Origin of the sequence: Paenibacillus sp. p3-SID1389 (genome assembly GCF_025151705.1) — a bacterium.
GTDB classification, from domain to species: domain Bacteria; phylum Bacillota; class Bacilli; order Paenibacillales; family Paenibacillaceae; genus Fontibacillus; species Fontibacillus phoenicis.
Genome location: NZ_JALXVO010000024.1, coordinates 26,192 through 40,316, shown reverse-complemented (window position 1 = coordinate 40,316; position 14,125 = coordinate 26,192). Strand labels below are relative to the sequence as shown.

Here is a 14,125-nt window from a genome sequence, read left to right as displayed (position 1 = left end):
GAGCGATACGTGATCCCCCTTAATCATGTGTCGGTATATGCTTTCGAGATGATTTCCCGCATGATGAAGGGAGTCATCTTTTTTTTCATATCATGGCATGGCAAGTTTGATTTACGATGTCGTTTTGAGGGAGATGAATTTGGATGGCAATGCTGTTCAAACCTTTGGTCTATACGCAGGAGCAGGTTGAGTGGTTGGAAACTCGCGGGATGGTATATCAACTATTAATGGATTTTCTGAGCCGCCCGCCGCGGATGTCCTTGATTGCTCAGTGGCGCCGTAAGGTAGCGCAGTACCCGAAGGCAGGGACCAGCAAGGGGGGGCGTAGACTGATTGCCTATCTGGAGAGCATTCCCGAAGCAATGTTTCGCAGTGTCTGCCATCAAGAAGCGAAGGAGTACGAGCGCTTGTTTTCGGGGCGGGAGGCGATCGTTCCGTCCTGTGAAAGCTTGTTCCGCAGTCGCCATGAAGGTGGAGGCGCTTTGGCTTGTATCGCCCAAGTCCGCAAATTATATATGGATAATGCGATCGTATTCAATAAATTAAACGGGGAGCGCGACGACCATATCGCACTGGAGCTGGAATTTATGGCCGTGCTCGCGGAAGGCATGCTGGCGAAAGCCAATCTGCAGCAAAGCTGCCTGGCGCTGGCGGATGTGCAGATCCACTTCCTGGAGGAGCATTTGCTGAAGTGGGCGCAGCCGTTTGCCCAAGAGCTGATGCAAGCCACGCAAAGTCCGCTCTTTATCGGATTGGCTGAATTGCTGGATGAATTCCTGGTTCAAGATTTGTCGCAGCTTCGAGCCTGGCGGGAAAGTCAGCATCCGGTGATGGGATAGAAAAAGGACCTCAGCCTCCGCAGATCGCGGGGTGGGGTCCTTTTTGTTGCCTGGCCAGGATATGAATTCTAACGCTTGCCACAGGTCTTATTTGGGCCAAAATCGCCGTATTGAGATTCTAACGCTTGGGACAGCGCTTATTCTCTCATTTCGTGGCCGAAAACTGTAGTTTTGACCGCAATAGCGTTGCTCATCGTCGTTAGAATCTCAACTTAGTCAGATTTGCCCAAATAACGTTCGTCATCAGCGTTACAGCCGGAATTGGATGCGGCTATTCGATGGGGCGCGCTAAATGGGAAAAGACGACGCAGGATATATTTCCCTACGTCGTCTTTGTGCTGTTTTAATCGAGTTCCTTGGCCGACATATCGCGGCGACGGAACTTCATCAGGAATTCGTAGACGATTGGCACGATGACCAGCGTGAGCAGCGTCGAGCTGATCAAACCGCCGATGACGGTGATGCCGAGGCCGCGCGAGATAATCCCTGCGCTGCGTTCCCAGCCGAAGACCAGCGGCAGCAGTGCGCCGATCGTCGCCAAGGCGGTCATCAGAATCGGACGAAGCCGGGTTGTTCCCGCTTCGAGCAAGGCTTCGCGGGTGGACAAGCCTTCGCGTTCCTTATGGATGACACGGTCAATCAAGACAATCGCGTTGGTCACGACAATCCCGATGAGCATGAGCACGCCCATCAATGCCGAGACGTTTAGTGTCTCTCCGCCGATCAGAAGGCCTACCATGGCACCGATCACGATGAACGGCAGGGAGAAGAGAATCGTAAATGGAGCCAAGCCTCCGCCGAAGGTGACGACGAGAACAAAATAGACGATGGCGATGGCCGCCAACATGGCGAGGCCGAGCTGGCCAAACGTATCGTTGATTTGTTCGGTGACGCCGCCGAATTTGACGGTAACGCCGTCCGGCAGATCCAGCTTGTCGATTTTCTCCTGCAGGCTGGTCGATGCCTTTTGTACGTCGGTAGAGGTGATTTTTGCGCTGACTTCAACGACCATCTTCCCGTCGATCCGCATGATGGAATCCGGGGAGGTGCCTTTTTCCACCTTCGCCACGTCCTTGATCGGGACTTGAATGCCCAGCGGCGAAGTCAGCGTTGCATTTTCGATATCGGTAATGCTGTGATAAGTCTCGCTGTCGGCTTCAATATATACATTGTATTTCTTGCCGTCGATGGCGACCTCGGTCAGAACCGGACGTTCCCGAACCGGGCTCAGCTTCATTGCCAGTTGGCCCGGCGTCAAGCCAAGGGAGCTCAACTTCTGTTGATCCGCAACCAAAGTGTATTGCTCATAGGTTTTGGATAGGCTGGTGTCGCCTTTTTCAAAGTTCTTCGTATCCTCTTGAATCAGGGAGAGGATTTGATCCGATACCGGCTTGATCTGCTCCAGCTCGTCTCCAAAGACATTAACGCTTAGCGTGCTGCCGCCCAGACCGCCGGTCATGAGCTCGGACATATCGTTCCATTCACCCTTCGGAAGCTCGGTCCGCAGGCCTTCGATCAGCTTTTCTTTGACATCGTTAAATTGTTTGGTATCTGGATCATAGGCGATATAGAACAAAGCTGAGTTCGAGGAACCCATCCCCAGCGGATTGTCGCCGCCAACGGAATATTGCATTCGATCGACGTTCGGCTGCTCCAGGATATATTTCTCAACTTGCAGCATATCCCTTTCCACATCCTCCAGTCGAGCTCCGGGTTCAGGGGAGTAGGTAACCATCACATATTTATCCTCTTGTTCCGGCAGGAAGCTGACGCCGACCAGCGGGTACAAGAACAAGCTGCCGATCAGCAGGACGACCGCAAGTCCGAAGGTGATCAGCTTATGGGACAGCGACCATTCTAGGATGCGGCGATAGCCGCGGGCCATGCCTATTGGCTTCTCATCGTGGTCATGCTTCTTGTTAAGACCTTTGCGGAACAGCGTATGCGCCAGCGCTGGTACGAGGGTAATGGCGACCAGCAGCGACGCCAGCAGCGAGAAGACCATCGTGAGCGCAAACGGCTGGAACAATTCCCCGACCATCCCGCTGACGAAAGCGAGCGGCAGGAACACGGCGATCGTGACGATCGTCGAGGACATAATCGGGATGAACATCTCCCGTGTTGCTTCGATAATCAGCTTGCTTCCCTTTAGCTTCTCGCCCGTCAGGGACAAGCGCCGGTAAATGTTCTCGATGACGACGATTGAGTCGTCGACCACGCGGCCGATGGCAACGGTCATGGCACCCAGCGTCATCATGTTCAGTGTAATATCCATCTGCTTCAAAGCCAAAATGGCGATCAGCAGCGATAACGGGATCGAGATAATGGAAATGATCGTCGAACGAATGTTACGCAGGAAGATCAGGATGATCAACACGGCGAACAAGGCGCCAAACAACGCTTTGGACAGCATCGTGTTCACCGAGTCGGTGATCGGCTGACCTTGGTCCAGCAGGACCGTAAAGTTGATATGGTCGTATTGTTTGCTCAGCTCTTTGGCGGCTTCCTTGACCTCGTTGACAACGTCAACGGTGTTGGCATCGTTGGATTTGACGATCTGAATGCCGATCGATTCCTCCCCATTGGTCCGGGAGATCGATTCGGCTTTACCAACTGTTTCGATGTCAGCGATGTCGCCAAGTTTGACGGTCGGGAGGCCGGTTGGAACAGCTCCCATCGCTCCTCCAGCGTTAGCGCCGGCTGCTGCACCCGCACCGCCAGCCGCACCTGCGCTGCCTGCGCCGCCAGCCGCATCCGCACCACCAGCACCACCAGCACCACCAGCTGCGCCAGCAGCAGTACCAGCCGCTGTACCAGCGCCACTAGCCGCAGCCATACCTCCTGCGGCATTGGCGCCAGCAGAGCTAGGTACGATCGGAATAGCTAAGTTTTTCAAATCATCTACGGTTGTGATGTTCCCGTCAACAACGACGGCCTTCTCGGATTCCTCAAGGCTAAACAACCCCAACGGCACGCGGAGCGCGGAACCTTGCACGATTCCTTTTACGGTATCTTCCGTCAGGCCGAGCTCCTTCAGCTTGGCTTCGTCAAATTTCAAACTGACCTCACGGACGAACTGGCCGGCGATTTGCACGGAAGCGACGCCGTCCAAATCCTCGAGCACAGGTTTGATGTCGTTCTCCGTAATCCGGGTCAAATCTTCGAGACTGCCGGATTCCTTATCCGACAAGCTGAGGGAAACGACCGGCATGGAATTCAGACTAAACCGGGTGATCTGCGGCTTCTGGGCATCATCCGGAAGCTGCACATCGTTTAATGCCTCGCGAACCGCCGCGGTGGCATTGTCCAAGTTGGTGTCGTAATCAAATTCAATAATGAGCGAGGCAGCGTTCTCCATCGAAGTGGAGGTAATTGTCTTTACACCGTCGACATTATGCAGCCGCGTTTCCAGCGGCTTGGTGATCTCCTCGACTACGCCTTCCGGCGCAGCGCCTGGATAGACCGCGGTTACGCTAAGGTAAGGCACGTTAATGTTTGGAATGGTCTCCTGCTTCATCGTTAGACCGCTGTACAATCCCATGGCAGTCACGATGACCGTCAGAAGCCAAATCGCGAACTTATTGCGCAGGGAAAACTGGATGATACTCTTCATATGCGGGTTTCTGCTCCTCTCTTTCCTATGGGTACTTCCTCATTTACGTGTGCTGGATATAAACCTGCAGCAGCTGCTTTAAATCAGCAGAATGCTGAGCCAGCTCCGGGATGGCGGCCAAATTGGCCAGCATGCCCTTAATAATGGCGCGGCGCGGACGAAGCTCCAAAATTTCACGCTCCAGAATTTGCAGGGTTTCCAGCGCTTCCTGCTGTCTGTCTGCATCGGTGATGGCACTAAGGTGATCACGGAGGCGTTTGACTGCGATGATCGGATGCTGCTGCAAATCCAGGCTGCCTGGAGCCCCTTCGGTCATGAGCCGCAACGCTTCTTCAGAAATCAACGGCTCAGGACGGTTGCTTAACTGATGTTGGGCTGCCAAGTCGAGCAGATCCATCAAGTGGCTCGCCATCTGTTCCGGCGAGGCGGAAACATGGGGCTCGAACAGTAACCGGATGTACATGCCGACCATGCCGTAAGCGATCGTTAACAGATCGCCCGTGTACGGCTCGATCATCGGCCCGTAGATGGCCTCCAGCTTGTTCTTCCCGTGACGTAACAGCTTGGAATTGTGCGCCTTGACCGAAGCAGGTTCTTTGTAGGGCGTACCGTTTTTGTGCCAGTCCTGAAACTGCATGATCAAGAATTCACGCAGCTCAAGCACCAGTTCGAGCATGACAATGATCTGGCGCCACAGTTTCTCTCTTGGCGTCAATCCCTGCTGCAGTTCCACCTGCGTCAGATGGTCAAGCAGCATCTGGTAGCAGTAGTCGAACAAGCTCTGCTCCAGTTCCTCTTTCGATTTAAAGTGAAGGTAGAGACTGCCCTTGGACATCCCGCAAGCTTCGGCGATCTCCTGCATCGACGTGGCGGACGAGCCCTTGGTCGAAAATAGCTGCATGGCCGCACGTAAAATCAGCTTCTTTTTGTCGATGGATGGATGAGACAAATAAAAACTGAACCCCCTTCCTCTGACTCATGGGTTCTCGTTCTGACTCCATGGTCATTATCGATTATAGTATAAAGCCCAGGCGGATACAAATGAGCGTATGTACATTTTTCCTCCCACCAGTAGGAAGAATTCGAGCGTTCATGTAGAATATAATCACATGCATCAATAGGTAAAGAGGGAGTATAACATGAGACGGGGACTTCAAATCATTATCATCGCCGCAATATTATTTGCTTTCTATTATTTTGGATTTGGCGTCTTCGGTAAATTTGGGGGTACGCTCGTTAGTATCTTCCAAACGCTGACCGTCATTACGATCGGCTTCGCCATTTTTATGGAGAACCGCAATCCTTCCAGCACGGTGGCCTGGATTCTCGTGCTTGCTTTGCTGCCGGTCGTCGGGCTGGTGCTTTATTTTCTGCTGGGCCAAAATTACTTCAAGCGGCGTAAATTCGATAAAAAAGCGGAGCAGGATCGCCTCAGCTATGAGCGGATCGACCGCAGCGCTCACCCGCTGCCTCGGGATTTGTCGCAGTTTAGTCCCAGTCAACAGCGCTTGCTGCATCTGTCCCAGCGGCTGGCTCGCACGCCATTCTCAATGGCAACCCGCACGTACGTGTTGACCAACGGGGAAGAGACGTTTACGAACCTGCTGCGCGAGCTAAAGAAAGCCAAGCATCATATCCATATGGAATACTATATCTACCGTGCCGACGACATCGGACGGGAAATTCAGAAAACGCTGATAGAAAAGGCACGGGCCGGGGTTGAGGTCCGTTTTATGTTTGACGCGGTAGGCAGCATCGGCTTGCCCAAATCGTTTATCGCGGAGCTGCGCGCTGCAGGAGTGAAGGTTGGGATTTACGGGCCGATGCGTTTTTTGTCTTTGTCGAGCCGGGTGAATTATCGCAACCACCGCAAGATCGTCGTGATCGACGGCAATACTGGATTTATCGGCGGTCTCAACGTCGGCGACGAATATTTGAGCCGCAGCAAGACGTACGGCTTCTGGCGAGATACCCACATGCTGGTTAAAGGGGAGGCGGTCCGGTCGTTGCAAATCATTTTCCTGCAAGACTGGCAGTACGTCACCGGGGAGAAAATTATGGATCTCGCCTACCTGTCTCCTGAGCTGGAGCAGGGCTGCAGCGGCGCGGTGCAGATCGTGCCAAGCGGGCCTGACAACGAAAGCCGGACGCTCAAGAACATCTTCTTTGCGATGATCACATCAGCGAAGAAGTCGGTATGGCTGGCGACGCCGTACTTTATTCCGGATGAGGATATCCTGACCGCGCTGCGCGTGGCCGGCTTATCGGGGATCGACGTGCGTATCCTGTTCCCGGCCAGACCGGACAAATGGCTGCCGTTCCTGGCATCCCATTCGTACTTCCCATCGCTGCTGGAGGTTGGGGTGAAAATCTTCGAATACGAAAAAGGCTTTCTGCATTCCAAGCTGCTGATCGTTGACGGGGAAGTAGCCACGATCGGAACAGCGAACATGGATATGCGCAGCTTCCATTTGAATTTTGAGGTGAACGCACTCCTGGTGCAAAACGAAAGCGTAACTAAGGTTGTCAACAATTTCGAACGCGATCTTCTGTCGGCGAAGCTGATCGACAAGGACGAATTTATGAATAAGAAAATCCCGGTACGTCTGGCGGAATCCGCGGCCCGGCTATTATCTCCGCTGTTGTAACAGGGGTAATCCCTGTGTATTTCGCGGAAAAGGAGAGTGTACGGCATGGAACCCACATCGGAACGCAAAACCGAGCATATCCGGCTCTGTCTGGAGGAGCAAGTGAATGCGGAGGGCATCCTGAACGGCTTTGAAAAATACCGCTTTCGCCATAACGCCTTGCCAGAGCTGGATTTCGCCGAGATCAGCCTAAAGACGGCGTTTCTCGGCGCATCGTTGCGAACGCCGCTCCTGATCAGCTCGATGACCGGCGGCAGCCGGCTGGCTGGCGAGATCAATGCGCGCCTGGCCGAAGCGGCGGAGCGGCGCGGTTGGGCCATGGGCGTCGGCTCGGTCCGGGCCGCCGTTGAGCGGGACGAGCTAGCGCATACGTTTGCCGTGCGTCGGTTTGCGCCGACCATCCCGATCATCGCCAACTTAGGCGCGGTGCAGCTCAATTACGGCTACGGGCCGGAGGATTGCAAGCGGGCGGTGGAGATCGCCGGAGCGGACATGCTGGTGCTGCATCTGAACAGCCTGCAGGAGGTGTTCCAGCCGGAGGGAGATACGAACTTCGGCGGACTGCTGCGGCGGATCGAGGAGGTGTGCCGAGAGCTGCCGATTCCAGTTGGCGTAAAGGAGGTCGGCTGGGGCATCGACGGCGCTACGGCAAAACGGCTGCGCGAAGCAGGCGTCGCCTTCATCGACGTCGCAGGCGCCGGCGGCACCTCGTGGAGCCAGGTCGAGAAGTTCCGCGGCAGCGACCCCGTGCGCCGCGCGGCCGCGGAGGCATTCGCGGATTGGGGAATCCCCACCGCCGAATGCATCCGCGAGGTGCGGGCGGCGGTGCCCGACGCCGCCCTGATTGGCAGCGGCGGCCTGAACACCGGCGTGGACGCTGCCAAAGCGCTGGCGCTTGGTGCGGACCTGGCCGGGTTCGGCCGGGCGCTGCTCGAACCGGCAGTGCAGTCGGAGGAGCAGCTGGACGCGCTTCTGGAGCGCGTTGAGCTGGAGCTCCGCACTGCCATGTTCGGCATCGGCGCCGGGAGCATTCCGGCGCTGCGGAACACATCGCGGCTCGTGCGCCGCGAGTAGTGGGGGTGCATCGCGACCTTGAGGAAAGGGATGTTGGCCGATCGGCCGTTTTAATGGATTATCCCCCTTATTCAGGTATCCCTCTCATTCAGCTAGAAGTTGGTAGGGGATTACTTATCCCATGGGGTTCCGATTTGAACCGTGTGGGGTATCTTTGGGGGCTTTTTACGTAATTATCCCTTTCTGTCAGGGACGCCAGGAACATGGGAACCAAGGTTAAAACCCGCAACCCGACCGGCCCGACCAGTTAATGGTATCAAAAGAACGAATCTGATGTTCCGTGATGAGCGTTCCCTTCCTGAAGTTGTTTGCTCCCCTCTGGCTGATTCAGAGGGATAATGGTGAGAGGTCGGCTCAGGCAGGGGGCGTCCGCTGAACGGAGCTGACCCGTCATGTTTCAAATCGTCCAAGATCATATTCCATCATCCCGCTTCATAATTCCAACTAATCTAGTAAGAATTTGTTGCAATCGGACGGAATCCCTATTATATTGAAGGAAACACCGGTCTGCGTGACGGCAACCTGACATCTTCCTTCGATAGGGAAACGGCGACCGGTAAATACATATCTGCTGCGAACCTGGGTTTGTTGCGGGCTTTGATGTAAAGGAGAGGGAGATGGATATGAAACCTTCATTGTGGAAGTGGAGCACGAGAACGGTGGTGACCATCGGGATTGGCGCTGCGCTCTATGGAGCGACCAGTTGGATTGGCATCCCGATTGCGCCGGATACGCAGCTTCGGCCGGCGATCGCTTTGCTGGCGATTTTCGGTGCGTTGTTTGGGCCGGTTGTTGGCTTTATCGCCGGATTTATCGGACACGTGATCAACGATTTGATTACAAGCGGCACCGTTTGGTGGGGCTGGGCACTTGGCTCAGGCATTACTGCGGCGTTTATGGGCCTGATTTATTTGGCTAAGGATTTCAACGCTCAGGAAGGGCAGATGAAGAAGAACCACGTGGCCTGGTTTGTGGTGTATGGGATTGTGGGGATCTTCGTTTCCCTGGCGTTTTCCGGGTATTTTGATATCTTCGTGATGGGGGAACCCAACGATAAAATTTTGGTTCAGGTCATTTCCGCTGGGCTGGCCAACTTAGCCGTGTTTCTCATTCTGGGATTACCGGCGGTGCTGGCTTATGTGAGACGCAACCGCAGCAACTCGAATTTAAGCGTGGATAGATAGGAGTTTACTGAAAAAATGCAGCCTGTCATAACTTTCCGACATTTCAGTTTTCGGTACAAAAATCAAAGCGAACCTACGCTAAAGAACATCCACTTAGAGATCGCACGCGGGGAGAAAATATGGATCGCCGGCCCCAGCGGCTCCGGCAAGTCGACGTTAGCCCATTGTATCAATGGGCTAATTCCCTTTTCATACGGCGGTGAAGTTTCGGGGCAGCTGCTGCTGGAAGGCCAAGATGCTTCGGCGATGACGATCTTCGAGCGCAGCCGCCGGGTCGGTACGATCCTGCAAAATCCGGATGCCCAGTTCGTTGGTCAGACGGTTGGCGAGGATGTGGCGTTCCAACTGGAAAACGAGGCGACTCCGCAGGATGTGATGAAGGAGGCTGTTTTTTCGGCGCTGGATCTGGTGGGCATGCGAGCCTTTGAAGCCCGGGGACCTCATGAGCTTTCCGGCGGGCAAAAACAGCAGGTATCGCTGGCCGGTGTATTGTCGACGCAAGCGGATATTTTGCTGTTTGACGAGCCGCTCGCGAATTTGGACCCAGCCAGCGGCGCCAAAGCGATGCGGCTGATTGACGAGATTCACCGCAACCAAGGAAAAACGGTCATCCTTATCGAGCATCGCGCCGAGGATGTGCTGCTGGAGCATATCGACCGCGTCATTGTCATGAACGAGGGGGAGATCGCGGCGATTGGCATGCCGGACGAGCTGCTCGCTGCGGGGATCCTCCCTCAGTACGGCCTGCGCCAGCCGCTGTACTTGGACGCGCTGTGTCATGCGGGGCTGTCGTTGTCGAACTTCACCGGCTTGACTGACCCGGCGGCATTACGGCTCCAAGAACATGTGGTGATGCTGGATGGTAAGGGTGAAGGGAACGAGCAGGACGACAGTGAGCGGATGAAGGATGACAGACAGCGGACGGGTGGGAGTGAGCCTCAACTGCGGGAGCGGCTCGAGACCTGGGCGGCTTCGGTTCCGCTGGTTGTACGGGGCGGCGTCGGAGAGCCGCTGCTTGAGCTGCGGGGTGTGTCGTTTGCCTACGAGCCGGGCACGAATGCGGTGGAGGACGTCTCGCTGACCGTCCGTGCAGGTGAGACTGTGGCTCTGCTTGGCAGCAACGGGGCTGGCAAATCGACGCTGTCAGGGTTGATCACCGGCTTGCTTAAGCCGAGTAAGGGCGAGATGCGCCTGTCCGGCGAGGTGATCAATGACTGGTCGATTCGCCGACGCGGCGAAGCGATCGGCTATGTGATGCAACACCCGCATCACATGCTGACCCAGCACATCGTGCGGGACGAGGTTCGAATTGGCCTCGCGGCACGCGGTGTACCCGAACCTGAGCGAGGGCGGCGGGCGGATGAGGCGCTGCGGATTTGCGGGCTGTACCCGTACCGCAACTGGCCGGTTTCCGCGCTGAGCTTCGGGCAGAAGAAACGGCTGAGCATCGCGGCCATCCTGGCGCTTCAGCCGAAGCTCATGATCTTGGACGAGCCGACGGCGGGACAGGATTATCGGCATTATACCGAATTTATGGAATTTATTGCCCGGCTGGCCGCGGAGGGAATGGCGTTCTTGTTCATCACGCACGATATGCATTTGGCGTTGGAATATGCGGATCGGGCAGCAGTGATGGCCGGGGGCCGGATTATCGCAGAGGATACAGTGGCACGGATTCTCGCAGATGGAGATCTAACCGCTAGGGCGAACCTGCGGGAGACGAGTCTGGCCCGCTTCGCGAAGGCTCAGGGGCTCACCTCGCCTTCGCGCTTTGTGGAAGCTTTTATCGCAGCGGAAAAGAAGGTGAAACGAGCATGAACCAAACGAGCGGATTATACGTTGCCGGGGAATCTTTCTTTCATCGGATGGATGCCGCCGTTAAGCTGATCCTGCTCTTGACCTGGACTGTCGTTACCTTCCTGTTCATGGATTTGCGTGTATTTGTCGTCATGCTGGCCGGCGGGGTTACGATGCTGCTGCTCGCCCGGGTTCCTTTCCGAAAAATGGCGCTTTTGTTTTGGGCTCTGATGGTTTTTACTGTGATTAACAGCATTTTTATTCTGCTGATTACGCCTCGCTTCGGCACGACGCTAACCGGAAGTGATACGCCGTTCATCCCGCTGGGCTATGATACGATTAATGCAGAAACATTGTTTTACGTGTTGACGCTGTCGCTGAAATATCTCACGCTGCTGCCGATCACGCTGCTATTTATCTTTACGACGCACCCCAGCCGTTTTGCAGCCAGCTTAAACAAGTTAGGCGTGCCTTACAAGCTGGCATATGCGGTCAGCATTGCTTTTCGCTACATTCCCGATTTGACAAAGGAATTCCGCACGATTCTCAATGCGCTGCAGATGCGCGGGCTCGGCATCTCCCGCGGCGATGGCACACTGCTGCAACGGGCGCGGAATTTAACGCAGGCGGTTGTGCCGCTGCTGCAATCTTCGCTGCAGCGGATCGAATCGGTGTCCGATGCCATGGACCTGCGCGGATTCGGCACGAAGCCGCGGCGAACCTGGTACATGGGCACCGTCATGACGGGAAGCGATAAGCTGATCGCGCTGCTGTGCGTCGTGTTGCTGGCGACCGGCGTAGGTCTGAAGCAAAGCTTGCTTCAAGGCTTTTGGTATCCGTTTGGATAGATGATCGTGAGTGAATTAGGGTTCGGATGATTTGGAGACGGAGGGGGCCTATCTGTTCAGTGTGAAGGAGAAAGAACAGCAAACGCCTGTGGGCCATCTTTGGTTTAATGTGCTGGAGCAGGAAAAAGGTCCGGTAGCTTTTATCCTCGATATCTTGATCTATGATGAATTCCAGGGCCAAGGTTACGGCCAAGCGGCGATGACCGCGCTGGAGGAAAAGGTGCGCGAATTGAGGTTGAATAGGATTGGCCTTCATGTGTTCGGACATAACCAGCGGGCGTTTCGTTTGTATCAAAAGATGGGTTACACGGTCACGGACATACAGATGTTCAAAACCTTGGAGCGTTATCCTTGAAATATTCCCGGCGTATCGTTACTATGGTTGAAGGAAGTTGAGCAATTACACGAATGAGGAGTTGTCAATGATATGGCTTTGAAAGCAGGCATTGTGGGTTTGCCGAACGTGGGGAAGTCCACACTGTTTAACGCGATAACCCAGGCGGGGGCGGAATCCGCCAACTATCCGTTTTGTACGATCGATCCGAACGTCGGCGTCGTGGAAGTGCCGGACGAGCGGCTCGACAAGCTGACCGAACTGGTGGTTCCGAATCGGACGGTTCCGACAGCTTTTGAATTTGTGGATATCGCCGGGTTGGTCCGCGGTGCGAGCAAGGGGGAGGGACTTGGCAACAAGTTCTTGGCCCATATCCGCGAGGTGGACGCGATCGTTCACGTGGTTCGCTGCTTCGAGGACGAGAACATTACGCACGTGGACGGCAAAATCAACCCGATCAGCGACATCCAAACGATTAACCTGGAATTGATCTTGGCTGACGTGGAGAGCGTGGAGAAACGGATCGAACGCGCCAAGAAAAATATGAAGGGCGGCAACAAGCAATACGCACAGGAAGTTGAGGTTCTGGAACGGATCAAGGAGGCGCTGTATAACGATCAGCCGGCGCGCAGCGTAGAGCTGACGGACGAAGAGAAGTTGATCGTGCGCGATTTGCACCTGCTGACGTTGAAGCCGGTGCTGTATGCTGCTAACGTTAGCGAGGATGGCGTAAGCGATGCGGACAACAATCCTTTTGTGCAGCAGGTCAAAGAATTTGCTGCGGCTGAAGGCGCCGAAGTCGTTCCGATCAGCGCCAAGGTGGAGGCGGAGATCGCGGAGTTGGAAGGCGAAGACAAGAAGATGTTCCTGGAGGAGCTTGGTCTGAACGCTTCCGGTTTGGATCGCTTAATCCAGGCAGCATACCGTCTGCTTGGCCTGTATACGTATTTCACGGCTGGCGTTCAAGAAGTTCGCGCCTGGACGATCCGCAAAGGCACGAAAGCGCCGCAAGCCGCCGGCGTGATTCACTCCGATTTCGAGCGCGGTTTTATCCGTGCGGAGGTTGTCTCTTATGAAGACCTCGTTGCTGCCGGTTCGATGAGCGCGGCGCGCGAACGCGGCCAGCTGCGGCTGGAAGGGAAAGACTACGTCGTCCAGGACGGCGATATCATGCATTTCCGCTTTAACGTATAGTGCAACTCGAGTAACAGCGAAGGATCACTGCCTCAGGGGCGCAGAATTTATGCGAACCCTGGGGCAGTTTTTTTATTTGCATTTTTTTACTTTCGAATAGTAAGTGATTCACGAGGGAGTGTACGGTATACCTTCATAATAGAAAATGAACATATGGGAGAAAATTGCATTGTTTTCATAGATTTGAGTTTGTATACTTAATTCAAGTTTGATTCATTCTTACATTTAGGGGGAGTTTTTGTAATGAGTATGGATTATGCCTTGCACCGCAAGTCCCAGTTGGATACCCGGGAATTGCTGCTGCTGGAATCCGAGGTGAAAAGCCAGGGGAAAAACATGATTGTGGCTTACATACTATGGTATTTCCTTGGTATTGTTGGGGGACATCGCTTTTACATGGGGAAAATCGGAACGGCCGTGACCCAGTTGATCTTGTCCCTGACGGTGGTTGGGCTGATCGTTACCGGGATCTGGTGGATTGTGGACGCTTTCCTGGTGCACACTTGGGTGAAACGTCATAACGCCGAGGTGGAGAACCGGATTATCGACCGGATTTTCTATGACCGCGGCAGATCTCCGGAGTATCCGATCTAA

General features: G+C 54.7%; 11 protein-coding genes. 9 read left to right on the top strand and 2 right to left on the bottom strand.

Translation table 11 applies throughout. The features are described 5' to 3' along the window. Positions 1-143 precede the first annotated feature (143 nt). Positions 144-839, top strand: coding sequence for a TorD/DmsD family molecular chaperone (locus tag M3G15_RS11880; RefSeq protein ID WP_260071030.1), 696 nt, complete (start codon positions 144-146; stop codon positions 837-839). Positions 840-1,182: 343 nt separating this feature from the next. Here the strand turns inward: M3G15_RS11880 and M3G15_RS11875 are convergent, their stop codons facing one another. Further along, positions 1,183-4,452, bottom strand: coding sequence for an efflux RND transporter permease subunit (locus M3G15_RS11875; RefSeq protein ID WP_260071029.1), 3,270 nt, complete (start codon positions 4,450-4,452; stop codon positions 1,183-1,185). A gap of 43 nt (positions 4,453-4,495) precedes the next feature. After that, on the bottom strand, positions 4,496-5,401 hold the full coding sequence (locus M3G15_RS11870) for a TetR/AcrR family transcriptional regulator (protein WP_009223711.1): 906 nt from the start codon (positions 5,399-5,401) through the stop codon (positions 4,496-4,498). 190 nt (positions 5,402-5,591) lie between these two features. On the opposite strand from M3G15_RS11870, the gene cls reads away from it, so the two are divergent. The 8 genes from cls (at position 5,592) to M3G15_RS11830 (ending at position 14,125) form a co-directional block, all read left to right on the top strand. Continuing rightward, on the top strand, positions 5,592-7,100 hold the full coding sequence (gene cls, locus M3G15_RS11865) for a cardiolipin synthase (RefSeq protein WP_009223712.1): 1,509 nt from the start codon (positions 5,592-5,594) through the stop codon (positions 7,098-7,100). Positions 7,101-7,145: 45 nt separating this feature from the next. Beyond that, the gene (gene fni, locus M3G15_RS11860; RefSeq protein WP_260071028.1) at positions 7,146-8,174 is read left to right on the top strand and encodes a type 2 isopentenyl-diphosphate Delta-isomerase; all 1,029 of its coding nucleotides are present in this window, start codon (positions 7,146-7,148) and stop codon (positions 8,172-8,174) included. Positions 8,175-8,797: 623 nt separating this feature from the next. Beyond that, entirely contained in the window at positions 8,798-9,358 is a 561-nt protein-coding gene (locus tag M3G15_RS11855) for an ECF-type riboflavin transporter substrate-binding protein (RefSeq protein ID WP_311202278.1), read from the top strand. A 15-nt stretch (positions 9,359-9,373) separates the two neighbouring features. Next, entirely contained in the window at positions 9,374-11,176 is a 1,803-nt protein-coding gene (locus M3G15_RS11850) for an ABC transporter ATP-binding protein (RefSeq protein ID WP_260071026.1), read from the top strand. After that, entirely contained in the window at positions 11,173-12,003 is an 831-nt protein-coding gene (locus M3G15_RS11845; RefSeq protein ID WP_009223717.1) for an energy-coupling factor transporter transmembrane component T family protein, read from the top strand. Before M3G15_RS11850 ends, M3G15_RS11845 begins: the two co-directional genes overlap by 4 nt. 31 nt (positions 12,004-12,034) lie before the next feature. Continuing rightward, positions 12,035-12,358 carry a GNAT family N-acetyltransferase gene (locus M3G15_RS11840; protein ID WP_260071025.1) on the top strand — a complete coding sequence of 108 codons (324 nt, stop codon included), beginning with the start codon at positions 12,035-12,037 and terminating at the stop codon, positions 12,356-12,358. Between the two features lie 72 nt (positions 12,359-12,430). Then, positions 12,431-13,531 (top strand): redox-regulated ATPase YchF, encoded by a 1,101-nt coding sequence (gene ychF, locus M3G15_RS11835; RefSeq protein WP_009223719.1) that lies wholly within the window; start codon positions 12,431-12,433, stop codon positions 13,529-13,531. Positions 13,532-13,780: 249 nt separating this feature from the next. Next, the gene (locus M3G15_RS11830; RefSeq protein WP_397376618.1) at positions 13,781-14,125 is read left to right on the top strand and encodes a TM2 domain-containing protein; all 345 of its coding nucleotides are present in this window, start codon (positions 13,781-13,783) and stop codon (positions 14,123-14,125) included.